The sequence below is a fragment of the Billgrantia kenyensis genome (assembly GCF_013697085.1).
GTDB classification, from domain to species: domain Bacteria; phylum Pseudomonadota; class Gammaproteobacteria; order Pseudomonadales; family Halomonadaceae; genus Halomonas; species Halomonas kenyensis.
The window spans coordinates 168,332-183,906 of the sequence record NZ_JACEFT010000005.1 but is presented as its reverse complement, the minus strand read 5'-3'; the positions used below and the strand labels follow the sequence as shown (position 1 = coordinate 183,906).

General features: G+C 64.5%; 11 protein-coding genes. 10 read left to right on the top strand and 1 reads right to left on the bottom strand.

The genetic code is table 11. The features are described from left to right. The first annotated feature begins 5 nt into the window (after positions 1 to 5). From H1D44_RS07055 to H1D44_RS07020, 8 genes are all read left to right on the top strand, one after another. Entirely contained in the window at positions 6 to 1,856 is a 1,851-nt protein-coding gene (locus tag H1D44_RS07055) for a VWA domain-containing protein (protein ID WP_181514134.1), read from the top strand. Then, positions 1,849 to 2,676 (top strand): class II glutamine amidotransferase, encoded by an 828-nt coding sequence (locus tag H1D44_RS07050; protein ID WP_181514133.1) that lies wholly within the window; start codon positions 1,849 to 1,851, stop codon positions 2,674 to 2,676. Before H1D44_RS07055 ends, H1D44_RS07050 begins: the two co-directional genes overlap by 8 nt. A 219-nt stretch (positions 2,677 to 2,895) precedes the next feature. Further along, entirely contained in the window at positions 2,896 to 4,572 is a 1,677-nt protein-coding gene (locus H1D44_RS07045; RefSeq protein WP_181514132.1) for an AMP-binding protein, read from the top strand. A gap of 102 nt (positions 4,573 to 4,674) precedes the next feature. Beyond that, positions 4,675 to 8,688 (top strand): ATP-dependent RNA helicase HrpA, encoded by a 4,014-nt coding sequence (hrpA, locus tag H1D44_RS07040; RefSeq protein ID WP_181514131.1) that lies wholly within the window; start codon positions 4,675 to 4,677, stop codon positions 8,686 to 8,688. A gap of 82 nt (positions 8,689 to 8,770) precedes the next feature. After that, positions 8,771 to 9,892: a beta-ketoacyl-ACP synthase III gene (locus H1D44_RS07035; protein WP_181514130.1), complete on the top strand. Its 1,122-nt coding sequence runs from the start codon at positions 8,771 to 8,773 to the stop codon at positions 9,890 to 9,892. 36 nt (positions 9,893 to 9,928) lie between these two features. Next, positions 9,929 to 10,708, top strand: coding sequence for an MlaA family lipoprotein (locus H1D44_RS07030; protein ID WP_181514129.1), 780 nt, complete (start codon positions 9,929 to 9,931; stop codon positions 10,706 to 10,708). An 11-nt stretch (positions 10,709 to 10,719) separates the two neighbouring features. Continuing rightward, positions 10,720 to 11,925, top strand: coding sequence for a PP2C family protein-serine/threonine phosphatase (locus H1D44_RS07025; RefSeq protein WP_181514128.1), 1,206 nt, complete (start codon positions 10,720 to 10,722; stop codon positions 11,923 to 11,925). Further along, complete coding sequence (locus H1D44_RS07020; protein WP_181514127.1) at positions 11,912 to 12,424, top strand: STAS domain-containing protein; 513 nt, start codon at positions 11,912 to 11,914, stop codon at positions 12,422 to 12,424. The genes H1D44_RS07025 and H1D44_RS07020 overlap by 14 nt, the downstream gene beginning before the upstream one ends. An 85-nt stretch (positions 12,425 to 12,509) precedes the next feature. Here H1D44_RS07020 and tal read toward each other — a convergent pair whose 3' ends face one another. Next, entirely contained in the window at positions 12,510 to 13,448 is a 939-nt protein-coding gene (gene tal, locus H1D44_RS07015; protein WP_181514126.1) for a transaldolase, read from the bottom strand. A gap of 139 nt (positions 13,449 to 13,587) precedes the next feature. Between tal and H1D44_RS07010 the strand changes: the two genes are divergently transcribed. Together H1D44_RS07010 and H1D44_RS07005 are read left to right on the top strand one after the other, a co-directional pair. After that, a complete protein-coding gene (locus H1D44_RS07010; RefSeq protein ID WP_181514125.1) occupies positions 13,588 to 14,772 on the top strand; it encodes a multidrug effflux MFS transporter in 1,185 nt (394 codons plus the stop codon). Then, entirely contained in the window at positions 14,765 to 15,499 is a 735-nt protein-coding gene (locus tag H1D44_RS07005; RefSeq protein ID WP_181514124.1) for a sulfite exporter TauE/SafE family protein, read from the top strand. Before H1D44_RS07010 ends, H1D44_RS07005 begins: the two co-directional genes overlap by 8 nt. Positions 15,500 to 15,575 lie beyond the last annotated feature (76 nt).

Genomic DNA, 15,575 nt, shown 5'->3' with positions numbered 1-15,575 from the left:
CCCCGATGGGGAGGGTGTGGAACAAGGTGTCGTGCTGGTTGGCTGGGCTGGCCGGCTGCATGATCCTGTCGAGCCACCTGATGGTGGCAGCGAGCGAGGAGCATCCCGAGATTCACGTCATTATCGACGTTTCCGGCAGCATGCGCCATAACGATCCCGACCAGCTCGCCGCGGAAGCGCTGGAGCTGCTGGTCGCGCTGGTGCCCACCGGTGCCAGGGCGGGGGTCTGGACCTTTGGTGAGCGCGTCACCAACCCTCTGCCAGTCGCACCCGTCAATCAGGAGTGGCGAGACCGAGCCGGTACCCTCGCCCCGCTGCTAGTCGATTATGAGCAGTTCACCGATATCGAGTCCGCCGTGCGCAGGGCAGCGTCTGCCGAGCCTGCCGGAGACCGCCGGCACTTGCTGCTGCTTACCGATGGCGTGATCGACCTGCCCGCCTGGCGCGGGAGCAAACCGACTATCGATCAGGCCTCGCGCGCTGCACTGCTCGAGGAGTATGCCCCTAGGCTTGCCGAGGAGGGGGTGGTGGTACATGCCATTGCCTTTTCCGAAGAGGCGGACCTGGACCTGGTGGAACGACTGGCCCAGACCACGGGGGGGCTTTCGGCGCCTGTCACCGAGCCGGATGCCTTGCTGACGGCTTTTCTCGATATCGTCGATCGTATCTTTCCCAGTGATGGTGTGCCGGTGACCGACGAGCGCTTCGTCATCGAGTCGGGACTGCGCGGTTTCACGGCGTTGCTTTTCCGGGGCGAGGAGTCGGCGACACTGGTCGGGCCGGACGGGCGCCGCTATTCGGCGGATTCGCCGCCCGAAGGGGCCGCCTGGCGCAGTGAATCCCGTTATGAGCTGATTCAGGTGCCCGATCCCCAGCCGGGGCAATGGCGCCTCGAGGGAGATGCCGGACAGAAGAGCCGCATCACCGTCGAGGCGCCCCTGCGCTTGAGTACCAGTGGGGTACCCTCGACCCTTTACCTGGGATTCGACGTTCCCATCGAGGCCTGGCTTGCCCGTGAGGATGAGCCGGTCGGGGCCGATGAGCTGCCGGCTCACCTGCGACTGACGGCAGAACTGCGCGGAGAAGCCGGGGTTGTGCAGTCGGCGGTGGTGCTCCGGCAGGAGGAGTCGCGATTTGTCGGCAGGCTGCCCGCTCCTGCGCTTGGCGGAACTGCCCACTTCATGGTGCGAGCCGAAGGCCAGGGTTTCCGCCGTCAGCGGAGTCAGGCGGTCAATGTCCTGCCGGCAATCGCCGCCCGACATGATGAGGGCAGTCAAGCGGTGGTGCTGACTGCCGAGCATCCTGAACTCGATCGGCACAATACTCGCCTGTTCGGCCAGCTACAGGGCCTCCAGCTCGATGCCGAGCCGCAGGCAGAGCGGCGCTGGGCGATGCCCTTGCCCGAGCTGAACACAATGCTCAGCGTGCCCCTGGTGCTGCGTGCCGAGGTTACCCTGGAAGGCGAGGTCCGGGAGCTGCCGCTGCCGCGCCTGGTGCTTCATCCCTCGGTGGCGACGGCCATCGACCAGGTGGACGCTGCCGCGGCCCTCGATGTGACACGCTTCCATGAAGAGCTGTCTCCTGTGCGTGAGCCGCGCGAGACGTCGAGCCCGCTGCCGGAGCCCATAGAACGAGCCGGGCGGCAGGTGCAGGCGCTACCAAGAATCGCTCAAGAGCGCTGGAGGGAGTGGCGTCCCGTCATGGCCAGGCCGCTGGAGGATGCCATTCGCAACCCTCGTCAGGGCTGGATGGTGCTGGCAGGCGGATCGCTGTTGCTGCTGTTGGCAGGCGCTATCCTGTGGCGTATGGCGTCGCATCGTCGGCGGTCTGGCGCAAGGGAGGAGCCGCATGTGTGAACTCCTGGGCATGAGTGCCAACGTGCCCACCGACATCTGCTTCAGTTTCACTGGATTCCTGCATCGGGGCGGTGGTACCGGGCCGCACCGTGACGGCTGGGGCATCGCTTTCTACGAGGCCGGCGGCTATCGCGATTTCCGTGATCCACACCCCTCGGTGCGTTCGCCGATCGCGAGGCTGATCACCGACTATCCGATCAAGTCGAACATTGTCATCAGCCATATCCGCCAGGCCAACGTCGGCGAGGTGCGGCTGGCCAACACCCACCCCTTCACTCGTGAAATGTGGGGCCGAACCTGGTGCTATGCCCATAACGGCCAGCTCGAGGATTGGCAGGCACTGCCGCTGGGGTTCTACCGTCCGGTGGGCGACACCGACAGCGAGCATGCCTTCTGTTGGCTACTTGCCACCTTGCGAGCCAGGTTCCCCGAGGCACCGTCGCTCTCGGCGAACGAAGACTCGGACGTGGCGTATCGTCCGTTCTGGCATCTACTGCACGAGGTATGTGAGACCCTTAGGGCCAAGGGTGTCTTCAACCTGCTGCTGGCAGACGGTGAATACCTCTACACCTACTGCTCAACCAAGCTTGCCCACATCACCCGGCGTGCCCCGTTTGGCAAGGCGGAACTCTCGGATGCCGAGCTGACGGTCAACTTCGCCGAGCACACCACCCCCGACGATATCGTCTCGGTGATCGCCACCGAGCCCCTGACCAGCAACGAGGCGTGGGTGCGGATGCAGCCCGGCGAACTGCTGGTATGGCGTCACGGCCGGATCATGGCGCGATACGCTGCGGCGCCTTCGGACCGCGACGCATGAAGGAGGCTGCATCCGCCGGCTTGCCATAATTCATTCTTTTGCCAAGCTTTGTAGACGCGTGCGATGGGTCGTCGCTGTAGGGCGGCCTGGTGAACGTTTGTTTCAATCGCCCGTTTTACAGTCGCCGGTGCCTGGTATATCGTACGGTTTTTGTCACAACAAGAACCGGCGAGGCCGAGGGCTAGCGACCGGGTCGACCAAGCTGTGGAGATAGCGCCAATGAGTGAACAAGCCAACGCCGGTATTCTCAACGGACCTGAGCTGGAAGGCATGGACCAGTACCGATCCCTGATGGACGTCTTCCATGAGGCGGTCAAGCGCTTTGCCGACAATCCGGCTTTCACCTGCATGGGGCAGACCCTCACCTTCGCCGAACTCGACCGACTTTCGGCCGACTTCGCTGCCTGGCTGCAGCACGAGACCGGCCTGCAGCCGGGCGACCGCATCGCCATCCAACTGCCCAACGTGCTGCAATTTCCCATCGCGGTATTCGGCGCCATGCGCGCCGGCCTGGTCGTGGTCAATACCAACCCGCTCTACACCGAGCGCGAGATGGCCCACCAGTTCAAGGACTCGGGCGCCAAGGCGATCCTGATTCTTGCCAACATGGCCAGCAAGCTGGAGAAGGTGCTCGACCGCACCGACATCGAGCACGTGCTGGTCACCGAGCTTGGCGACATGCACGGCTTCCCCAAGCGCTTGCTGATCAATGCCGTGGTCAAGTACGTCAAGAAGATGGTGCCGTCCTATTCGCTGCCCATGGCGGTACCGTTCCGCAAGGCCTTGAAGGACGGCGCCTCGCGTCAGCACCGCGAGGTCGAGAGAGGGCTAGACGACATCGCCGCCCTGCAGTACACCGGTGGCACCACCGGCCTGCCCAAGGGCACCATGCTCACCCACTGCAACCTGGTGGCCAACATGCTCCAGGCGGATGCGGCCATCGGCCCGGGCCTGGACGAGGGCAAGGAGGTGGTGATCGCGCCGCTGCCGGTCTATCACATCTACACTTTCACCGTGAACTGCCTGTTCCTGATGAAGACGGGCAACCACTCGATCCTGATCCCCAATCCCCGTGACCTGGACAACTTCGTCAAGGAGCTGCAGAAGATCAAGTTCACCGCCTTCATCGGCTTGAACACGCTGTTCAACGCGCTGTGCAACCGCGATGACTTCCGTCAGCTCGACTTCTCCAAGCTACACCTCACCATCTCTGGCGGCATGGCCTTGACCAAGGCCACGGCGGAGCGCTGGAAGGAGGTCACGGGATGCGACATCGCCGAGGGCTACGGCCTTACCGAGACCGCCCCGGTGGTGAGCTTCAACCCCATCGACGACATCCAGCTCGGCACCATCGGCAAGCCGGTGGCAGGCACCTCGGTGAAGGTGCTGGACGACGACGACAACGTTCAACCGCTGGGTGAGCCGGGCGAGCTGTGCGTCAAGGGTCCCCAGGTCATGAAGGGCTATTGGAACCTGGATGAGGAGACGGCCAAGGTACTCTCCGACGACGGCTGGTTCCGCACCGGCGATATCGCGGTGCTGCAGGAGGATGGCTACATCAAGATCGTCGACCGCAAGAAGGACATGATCCTGGTGTCGGGCTTCAACGTCTATCCCAACGAGATCGAGGATGTCGTCTCCGGCCATCCGGGCATCGTCGAAGCGGCAGCGGTTGGGGTGTCGGACGATGACAGCGGCGAGGCGGTCAAGCTGTTCGTGGTCAAGAAGGACGAAAGCCTCGACGAGAAGAGCCTGCGCGAGTGGTGCAAGAAGGAGCTGGCCGGCTATAAGGTACCCAAGTTCGTCGAGTTCCGTGACGAGCTGCCCAAGACCAACGTCGGCAAGGTGCTGCGCCGCCAGCTGCGTGACGAGGAGAGCGGCGAGAACAAGTCGTAATTCACTGCGCCATTGGCCGGGGCCCGCTTCCCGGCGCTACAATGACCTGCCCGTTCCGGACGCCCGGGGCGGGCAGGTTTTTTCCATGGCATGAGGAGTCCCGTGAGCACCGCTACCCGAACTGGTGAAGCCAATGCCGCTGGCAGGGCAGAGCTGCAGCGTCTCGAACGTGCCCTGGGGGATGTCATGCTGCGCGATCGCGAGGTGCTGTCGCGCCGCTTGAAAGGCCTCGCGCGGCGCCTGCGCGAGGGCAAGCCGGTGGACCGGGGCCTGGACGAGGTGGCGCGCAGCGTCGAGCGTTCCGCGCAGCTGACGGCGAGGCGGGCAGCCCAGCCGGTGAGCCTCGACTATCCCCCCGAGCTGCCGGTGGCCGAGCGTCGCGACGAGATACTCGCTGCGCTGCGCCAGCATCAGGTGGTGGTGGTGGCCGGCGAGACCGGCTCGGGCAAGACCACTCAGCTGCCCAAGCTATGCCTGGAGTTGGGGCTGGGGCGGCGCGGTTTGATCGGCCACACCCAGCCAAGGCGCCTGGCGGCACGCTCAGTGGCGACCCGCCTGGCCGAGGAACTCCAGGTGTCGCTGGGCGAGCAGGTGGGTTACCAGGTGCGCTTCACCGACCAGAGTGGCGACGACACCCTGGTCAAGCTGATGACCGACGGCATTTTGCTGGCCGAGACGCGCCACGACCCGGACCTGCGCCGCTACGAGGCGATCATCATCGACGAGGCCCACGAGCGCAGCCTCAACATCGACTTCCTGCTCGGCTACCTGAAGCGATTGCTGCCGCGCCGGCCCGAGCTCAAGCTGATCATTACCTCTGCCACCATCGACGTGGCGCGCTTCGCCGAGCATTTCGCCTTGCCCGGCGGTGACGGTGAGCCGAAGCCTGCCCCGGTGGTGGAGGTTTCGGGGCGCACCTATCCGGTGGAGGTGCGCTACCGCCCACTGCTGCGTGAGTCCGACGACGAGGAAGACCGCACCCTGCAGGAGGGTATCCTGCACGCCGTGGAGGAGATCGAGCAGGTCGAGCGCGACAAGCGCTGGTTTCACGGCCCGCGGGACATCCTGGTGTTTCTGCCCGGCGAGCGCGAGATTCGCGAGACCGCCGACACCCTGCGCCGTGCCGACCTCAAGGGGACCGAGATCCTGCCGCTTTATGCGCGGCTCTCCAACGCCGAGCAGAATCGGGTCTTCGCTCCCCATGCCGGGCGGCGTATCGTGCTCTCCACCAATGTGGCCGAGACCTCGCTGACGGTACCCGGCATCCGCTACGTGATCGACCCGGGCCTGGTGCGCATCAGCCGCTACAGCTATCGCTCCAAGATTCAGCGTCTGCCGGTGGAGCCGGTGAGCCAGGCCAGTGCCGACCAGCGCAAGGGACGCTGCGGGCGGGTGGCCGAGGGGGTATGCATCCGCCTCTACGACGAGGAGGACTTCCGCTCCAGGCCCGAGTTCACCGATCCCGAGATTCGGCGCACCAACCTGGCCTCGGTGATCCTCTCCATGCTGTCGCTCAAGCTTGGCGACATCGAGCAGTTCCCCTTCGTCGACCTGCCTGACTCGCGCTTCATCAAGGACGGCTTCCGGCTGTTGTTCGAGCTGGGCGCGGTGGACGAGAGCAACCGGCTGACGGCAATAGGGCGTAAGCTGGCCCGCCTGCCGATCGACCCGCGCCTCGCGCGCATGGTACTAGCCGGTGCCGAGCAGGGCGGCCTGCGTGAGGTGCTGGTGGTGGTCTCGGCGCTGGCGGTGCAGGACCCCCGGGACCGGCCGGCGGAGAAGCGTGAAGCCGCTGACCAGGCGCATCGCCGCTGGCACGATCCCGATTCCGACTTCGTCGCCCTGCTCAACCTCTGGCACGGCTTCGAGGCGGCTCGCGACGAGCTTTCCGGCAATCGCCTGCGGCGCTGGTGCAAGGAGCACTACCTGAACTACCTGCGCCTGCGCGAATGGCACGATACCTTCCGCCAGCTGCGCCAGCTGCTGCGCGAGATGGAAATCGAGGTGCCGCCGCCCACGGCCTTGCCCGAGGATGACCAGGCCCGGCAGCAGGCGCGACGGCAGAACGCCGTGCAGCTACACAAGGCGCTGCTCCCGGGGCTGCTCTCGCACCTGGGCATGCTCACCGAAAACCGCGAGTACCTCGGCGCGCGCAACCGCAAGTTCGTCATCCATCCCGGTTCTGGGCTGGCCAAGAAGTCGCCCAAGTGGCTGATGGCCTTCGAGCTGGTGGAGACGACCCGGCTGTTCGCCCGCACCGTGGCGAGGATCGAGCCGCAGTGGATCGAGCCGGTGGCCGGGCACCTGGTCAAGCGAAGCTACAGCGAGCCGCACTGGGAAATGAAGCGCGCCCAGGTGGTGGCCAAGGAGCAGGTCACCCTGTTCGGCCTACCGATCGTCTCGAGTCGAAGCGTCCATTACGGACCGATCGCCCCGGGCGAGTCGCGCGAGCTGTTCATCCGCCGGGCTCTGGTGGAAGGCGAGTTTCGTACCAAGGGCGAGTTCTTCGACTACAATCGCGCGCTGGTCGAGGAGGTCGAGGACCTCGAGGATCGTGCCCGCAAGCGTGACATCCTGGTCGACGAGGAGACCCTGTTCGCCTTCTATGACGAGCGTATCCCCGAGGATATTTTCAACGGCAAGGGCTTCGAGGCGTGGCGGCGCCGGGCCGAGGCCGACAGCCCGGATGTCCTCAAGTTCGACCGTGCCGCGCTGCTGGCCCGGGAGGCCGGCGAGGTCACCCAGGCGCAATACCCGGATGAGCTGGTGCTGGGCGGGGTCCGCTATCCGCTTGCCTACCGCTTCGAGCCTGGCGCCGTGGACGATGGCGTGACCCTGACGGTGCCGGCAGCGATGCTGCCGCAGTTGCCCGCAGGGCGGCTTGAATGGCTGGTGCCGGGGTTGCTGCGCGAGAAGTGCATCGCCCTGCTCAAGTCACTGCCCAAGGCGATTCGTCGCCAGGTGGTGCCGATTCCCGACTGGGTCGATGCGGCCCTGGAAACCCTCGTTCCAGACGACGTACCGCTGACCGAGGCGCTGGGGGAATTCCTGCGCCGTCGCACCGGAGTGAGGGTCCATCCCGACGATTGGCGCACCGATCAGCTCGAGCCCCACCTGATCATGAACGTGCGCGTGGTCGATCATGAAGGCAAGGTGCTGGGGCAGGGCCGTGACGCGCGCGAGCTCGAGCGTCGCTTCGAGGAAGCCGCGAGCGAGGGAGCCCGGGCGCTGGCAATCGAAGCCAGCGAGGCGCCGGATGTCGCCGGGCTGCCGGATTCACCCTTGCCCGAGTCCAGGGTCACCACCCAGGCGGGCATTCGGGTGGAGGCCTACCCAGCCCTGGTCCCGGAAGGCGAGGCGTTTCGTGTCGAGCTGTTCGATCACCCTGGCAAGGCCGAGCAGGCCCATCGCCGGGGCGTGGTGCGTCTGGCGATGAGCCGCCTGCCGGAGCAGGTGCGTGCCATCCAGGGCTTGAAGGGGCTTGACGCCTGTGCGTTGCTGTTCACCAAGGTGGGCAGCAAGCGGGTGCTGGTCGACGACGTGGTCGAGGCGGTTTTCTCCCGTACGGTGGGGCAGGCGCCGCTGCCGCGCAGTGCCGCCGAGCTCGAAGTCCGGCTCGAGACCACTCGTGCCGAACTGGTTCCGGGGGCCGAGGCGCTGGTGGCCACGCTCAAGCAGGCGCTGGAAGGGCACCTGGCGGTGACCAAGGCGCTCAAGGGCAACCTGAGCCTGGCGTTGGCGCTGGTGTACAGTGACATGAAGGTGCAGATGCAGCGGCTGGTGCACCCCGGCTTCGTCACCGAGGCGGGGGAGTGGCTTGAGGAGTACCCTCGCTACATGCAGGCCGCCCTGGTCAGGTTGGAGAAGGCGCCGCGAGAGCGCATGCGCGACCAGATGCACATGCAGGAGATTCAGGATTTCGAGGCGCGCCTGGCGGCACGCCGTGAGAGCCAGCGTCGTGGCGGTCATGAGGAGCCCGAACTGGTGGAGTTCGGCTGGTGGATCGAGGAGCTGAGGGTGTCGCTGTTCGCCCAGCAGCTCGGTACCCGCATGCCGGTTTCCGTCAAGCGCCTCGAGCGGCGCTGGGCGGAACTGACGGGGCGCAGCCAAGGCTGACCCCATAGCCAATAAACAAGACATCAGGCACCGTGTTGCCGATGTAGAAACAGCGGTCAGTCGCCGCACGAGGGAGAAACAGATGACAGACGTCGTGATCACCGGTACGGGACTTTTCACACCGGAGCACGCCATCGATAACGATGCCCTGGTGGCCTCGTTCAATGCCTGGGTGGATGCCGAGAACGCCCGCAACGCCGACGCCATCGCCGCCGGCGAGCGTGAGCCGCTGGCGCACTCCAGCAGCGAGTTCATCGTCAAGGCGTCGGGCATTCACAGCCGCTTCGTGATGGACGCCGAGGGTATCCTCGATCCCGAGCGCATGCGTCCCTACCTGCCTCAGCGCAGCAATGACGAACCCTCCATCCAATGTGAAATGGGCCTCAAGGCAGCCCACCAGGCGCTCGCTACCGCTGGCGTCGCTGCCGCTGAGATCGACATGGTGATCGTCGCCTGCTCCAACCTGGAGCGTCCCTACCCGGCGGTGGCGGTAGAGCTGCAGGCCGCCCTGGGGACTCAAGGCCATGCCTTCGACATGAACGTGGCTTGCAGTTCGGCCACTTTCGCCATCGACCTGGCGGCCAATGCCATTCGCGGCGGCAATATTCGCCGTGCCCTGGTCGTCAATCCCGAGATATGTTCCGCCCATCTCAACTTCCGTGACCGCGACAGCCATTTCATCTTCGGCGATGCCTGTACCGCCATCGTGCTGGAGGATGCTGCGCTGGCCACCGCTGCAACCCGCTTCGAGATCCTCGGCACTCGCCTGGCCACTCGTTTCTCCAACGCCATTCGCAACAATGCCGGCTTCCTCAACCGGGTCAGCGACAGCGACCCGCTGGCCAGCGACAAGCTGTTCGTACAGGAGGGGCGGCGCGTGTTCAAGGAGGTCTGTCCCATGGTGGCCGCACTGATCAACGACCACCTGGAAAGCCTCGAGCTGTCCGGCGGAAGTCTTTCACGGCTGTGGCTGCACCAGGCCAACCGCCACATGAACGACCTGATCGCTCGGCGGGTCCTGGGCCATGACCCCGAGCCCGGACAGGCGCCAATCATCCTCGACCGCTACGCCAATACCAGCTCGGCGGGGTCGATCATTGCGTTCCATCTTCACCATTCCGACCTGAAGTCGGGCGATATAGGGGTGGTCTGCTCGTTCGGTGCCGGGTACAGTGCCGGCTGCGTGGTGGTGCGTCGCGTTTGACGTACCGCCTCACGACATCCTGAGGAGATGACCCAGATGGTAGTCAAGCAGGCCCGCTTCTATACGCGCGCTCTGGTGGTACTGGCGACGCTTGCCATGCTGGCAGGCTGTGCCGGACGGGTAGCGGTGGAGGATCGCCACCCGGATGACCCCTGGGAGGGCTTCAATCGCCAGGTGTTCGCGTTCAATGAGGCGGTCGACCGGGCTGTGCTCAAGCCGGTGGCGCGCGGCTATCGCACCGTGACCCCGCAGCCGGTGCAGACGGGGGTCGGCAACTTCTTCTCCAACCTTGGCGAGATCCGCACTGCGCTGAACAGTCTGCTGCAAGGCAAGCCCGCCAATGCCGGCCGGGCCACGTCGCGCTTCGTGATCAACTCCACCGTGGGTATTGCAGGCCTGTGGGACTTCGCGACCCACATGGGTATCACCGTGCGCGACGAGGATTTCGGCCAGACGCTGGGTGTCTGGGGGGTCGCGGAGGGGCCCTACCTGGTCTTGCCATTCCTGGGGCCCAGCACGGTGCGGGACACCGCAGGCTTGCCGCTGGATACGGTGACCTATCCTGTCTATTACGTGGAAAATGACAAGGTGCGCTATGGCCTGACCGCGCTGCGTGTCATCGACTTGCGCGCCGGTTTTCTCGATCAGGAGGAGTTGATTCGGGGGGATCGCTATGTCTTCATTCGCGATGCCTACTTGCAGCGCAGGCGCTTCGAGGTCAGCGATGGCGAGCTGGGCGACGATCCCTTTGCCAGCGACGAGTTCGACTTCGATTTCGATGATGCTGACTTCGATGATGCTGAATTCGCCGACTGAGGCCTGAGCCGATGGATCTACCCAAGCCGCTGATCGGCGTACTCGACGAGCCCGGACCCTACCGCGATGCCTTGGCCGATACCATCGCCCGGGACGGCCTGGCGGTGTTCGCCGCGGAGCGACTGGAGGATCTACCAGTGGAGACCTCGCTGGTGGTGGCGCACGCTCAGGCCATTCCCAGCCTGGCGTGGTCGAGCCTGACGGAACGCCTGCCTACCGTCGTGGTCTCTGATTCCCGTCTCGATGCCGATCTGTTGACGGCGGTCGATGTGGGGCTGGTCGATTACGTCGTCGAGCCGATGCGTCACGGCCAGCTGTTGCGACGCATGATTCGCAAGGCCATCGAGATGCATCGCCTCGAGGATGAGCGCAACCGCGATCGAGAGCGTCTGGCCCAGCTGAATGTGCACCTGGAAGAGCTCAACGAAAGCCTTGAAACTCACCTGGCTCTGCTGCGGCTCGATCAGCAGGCGGGAGGTCAGATCCAGCGCAAGCTGTTGCCACCGCATCCCCAGACTGCCAATGGCGTGACCTGCGATTACTGGCTGATTCCTTCCCTCTACCTGTCGGGGGATTTCCTCGACTTCCAGCGCCTGGACGAACGTTACACGCTGTTCTATTTTGCCGATGTGTCCGGCCATGGTGCTTCGTCCGCGTTCGTCACCGTGCTGTTGAAGTATCTCTTCAACCGCTGGCTGCAGGAGTGGAGGGGAAGCCAGGTCGAGGCGATGCCGTCGCGCTGGCTGGCATCGCTCAACCGGGAGTTGCTGGATACCGATATTGGCAAGCACGCCACCCTGTTCGTGGGTATCATTGACCACAAGACACGCGAGCTTCACTATTCACTTGGCGCACAGCTGCCGAAGCCGTTGCTGGTAACCGGCAATGAGGTGGTGGAGCTGCCGGGCGAAGGGATGCCGGTAGGCCTGTTTCCCGACGTGGAGTATCCACGTTTGAAGTATGGGTTACCGTCGAACTTCCGGTTATGGTTGTGTTCGGATGGAATATTGGAGTGCCTGCCGGGCGAGACGCTCGACATGCGGCTCAGGGAACTCGAGCAACGTGTACTGACCTGTACTACGTTGGAGCGGCTTCGCGACAGCCTGATGCTGACGACTACCCCCGACATCGATGCAGAAGGGGGGAGCGGCGGCCAGGAACTGCCCGATGACCTGACGATCATGATGTTGAGCGGATTCGGTAATGATCACGAATGAAGGCCGTGTCAAGGCGGCGTTCGACTCCGGTGTGTTCGTGCTCAAGCTGTGCGGTGACGTGCGCTTGACGCTCTGTGCGACATTGGATACCCAGGCCCAGCAGCTCGCCCGTACCCCGGGCCTGCAATCGTTGATCATCGATCTGCGAGAGGCCACCAACGTGGACTCCACCGCGCTTGGCTTCCTCGCCAAGGTGGCCATGGCGGTCAAGGACAACTTGCATTACAAGCCCACCATCGTGGTGGACAATCCCGACGTGCAGCGCATGCTCGAGGTCATGGGCTTCGCCCAGTTCTTTGCCATGGTCAAGGCGCCCCTCACCGAAACCTGCGAGCTTTGCGACCTCCCCGAGGTGCCTGCCGACATGGAAGAGATGCGCAAGCGTATTCTCGAGGCGCACCGCATCCTGATGCACATGAACGAGCACAACCGAGAAGAGTTCCAGCCGCTGGTCGAAATGCTCGAGGCCCAGGAGGCCATTCACAACGGTAAGGCATAGCACGCCGGTCAACGCCTGGCCCGAGACGCAGTGGCAGGGGGCGACGCCAGGCAGGGCCTGACGCCGCCCTCCAGTCGTCAGCCTCCTATTGCTGGCGCAACTCGCTCAGCAGTTTTTCCAGCTTGCGTTGGTCATCGGTGAACTTGCGTATGCCCTCGGCCAGCTTCTCGGTGGCCATGGCGTCCTCGTTCATCTCCCAGCGGAATTCGGCTTCATCCTGAGGCTCGGGGGGGGAGGTTTCGGCATCGACCGGCGTCAGCCGGCGCTCCAGCCGGTCCTCGCTCTGTGCCAGTTCATCGAGCAGGCTTGGCGAAATCGTCAGGCGATCGCAGCCCGCCAGCGACACGATCTCAGCGGTATTGCGGAAGCTGGCTCCCATGACGATGGTCTTGTAGCCGTGGCCCTTGTAGTGCTCGTAGATGCGCCTCACCGACTTGATCCCAGGATCATTGTCGCCGCTGAAATCGGCATCCGGCCACTTGGCCTTGTTCCAGTCGAGGATACGGCCGACGAAGGGCGAAACCAGCGTCACGCCGGCATCGGCACAGGCCTGGGCCTGGGCGAAGCTGAACAGCAGGGTCAGGTTGCAGTGGATACCCTCGCGTTCGAGCTGGCGGGCGGCGCGAATGCCTTCCCAGGTCGAGGCGATCTTGATCAGGATGCGCTCGGCACCGATGCCATGACGCTCATAGCGTTCGATCAGCGATCGCGCCCGGGCCAGGGTCGCCTCGGTGTCGAAGGAGAGTCGGGCGCTGACTTCCGTAGAGACGTAGCCGGGCACCAAAGAGCTGATTTCGCTGCCGATCTCCACCGCGACGGCATCCAGGGCGTCGTCGATGTCGGTGGCCTGCCGGGCAATCTCGGCTAGCCGCTCCCGACGTCCTTCACGCTGGGCGGCTTGTAGGATCAGTGAGGGGTTGGTGGTCGCATCGGTGGGTTCGAAGCGGCGGATGGCGTCGATATCCCCGGTGTCGGCCACGACGGTACTCATCGACTTGAGCTGGGTGAGCAGATCCTGAGCCATGGAACTCCCTTCGGTGGCGTGATGGTTTGAATCACTTTAGCAAGGCCGTGGCGCTTTCTGCACCCTGCAGGTGAGGCAAATGTCTCTGGCATGCTAAACTCATTAGCGACCTATCTTTCTTTCCGCACACGGAGCTGCCTTGACCCTCACACCCGGACGCGTCTCCCTTCTGGTAGCGATCAATACTGCGCTGGCGCCCTTCGCCATCGATGCCTACCTGCCTGCCATGGGAGCGCTGGCAGCCAGCGTCGGTGCCAGCATTCACCATACCGAGCTCTCTATCAGCGTGTTCCTGGCTGGCTTCGCCATCGGCCAACTGCTGTTCGGCCCGGTCTCCGACCGGATCGGGCGCAAGCCGGTGCTGCTGGCCGGGTTGGTGGTGTTCCTGCTCGCCAGCCTGATGCTGGCGACGGTAGGTACGCTAACCGAACTCCTGGCGTGGCGCTTTGTGCAGGCGCTCGGGGGAGGGGCCTGTGTGGTCAATTCAGCGGCCATCGTGCGCGATTGCTTCAGCGGGCGCCAGGCCGCCAGCGTCATCTCCACCATGGCCATGATCATGATGCTGGCGCCGCTGGTGGCACCACTGGTCGGTAGTGCGCTGCTCTATCTCTCCGGCTGGCGCATCATCTTCATTTTCCTGGCCGCCTACGCGGCCTTCCTGCTGTGGCTGATGTCGACTCAGCTGCCTGAGACTCGCGACCCGAATCAGCCCACGGCGTCGCTTGCCCAGGTGCTGCGCAACTATTCCAGCGTAATGCGCCACAGGGAGGGGCTGGGGTATATCTGCGCCGTGGCGGCCTCGTTTGGCGGCCTGTTCGCCTTCGTCACCGCGTCGCCCTTCGTCTACATGGAGTACTTCGGCCTGTCGCCGGCCAGCTATCCCTTCGTGCTTGGGGTGAACGTCATCTTCATCGCGCTCTCGAACCGTATCAACATCCACCTGCTGAGGTTCCGGGCGCCGCTGCAGAACCTCTATCTCGGGCTCGCCGTGCAGCTGGTGGCGAGCGTACTGCTGGTGATAGCGGTGTCCACAGGCCTGGCGAGCCTGCCGGTCGTGGTGGTGCTGGTGATGCTCTATTCGAGCATGATCGGGTTGATTTCGCCCAACGCCATGGCGCTGCTGCTGGATCACTTCGGCCACATGAGCGCTACGGCCACGGCGCTGATGGGGGCGGCCAAGTTCGGCGCGGCAGCGCTGGCCGGTGTCATGGTAGGGGCCTTCGAGATCGAGAACCTGTGGCCCATGGCGCTGACCATGGTGGTGGCCTCGCTGTTCGGCAATATCATGCTGTCGCGACTGGCCGGGCGCACCGCATATGCCTGATGCACTCCTGCACTGGCTCGACATGCCGCCGACCATCTGGCTCGGCTGTGCGCTGGTGCTCGCCCTGGGTGCCTTCGTGCAGCGTGCCACCGGCTTCGGCCTGGCGGTGGTAGGCGCGCCGCTGCTGCTAATGCTGGAGCCGCGTCTGGTGCCGGTGATCCTGGTGCTGTTCGGCCTCACCGTGTCACTGATGATGGTGCGACATTACCTACAGGAAGTGCGTATCGGCGAGATCGGCATGGCATTGGTCGGCAGGCTTCCCGGCAACGTGCTCGGCCTGTGGCTGTTGCTGGCCGCACCCATGGTCGTGCTGGAGAAGTTCATTGCCGCAAGCGTGCTGTTCGCCGTGGCGGTGACCCTGTTTCGCTTTCGCTTGCCGGTCAACCGGGCCAGCCTGTTCGGTGCCGGCGTGCTCTCGGGGATCTTCGGCACCGTGGCCGCCATCGGCGGGCCTCCTCTGGTGCTGCTGTTGCATGGCCTGTCGCCTGATCGGTTACGCGGCAACCTTTCTGCCTTCTTCATCGTCACCTCGTTGATGACCCTGGCCACCCTCGCGCTGGCCGGCCAGGTCCGCCTGTGGCACCTGGGGCTGGCGCTCACCTTCCTGCCTGCTGTGCTGGCCGGCAATGCCCTGGCCGCAAGTATCGCCCATCGCCTCGACCGGCGCCTTCTGCAGGGCGCCTCACTGGCGCTGTGCACGCTGGCGGCACTTGGGCTATTGATCTAGCGCGACTGTCACAGAAGGTTCATCAAACCTCGCGCCAATGTCACCTAAGTGTCATTTCGTCTCCCTATAGTCACAG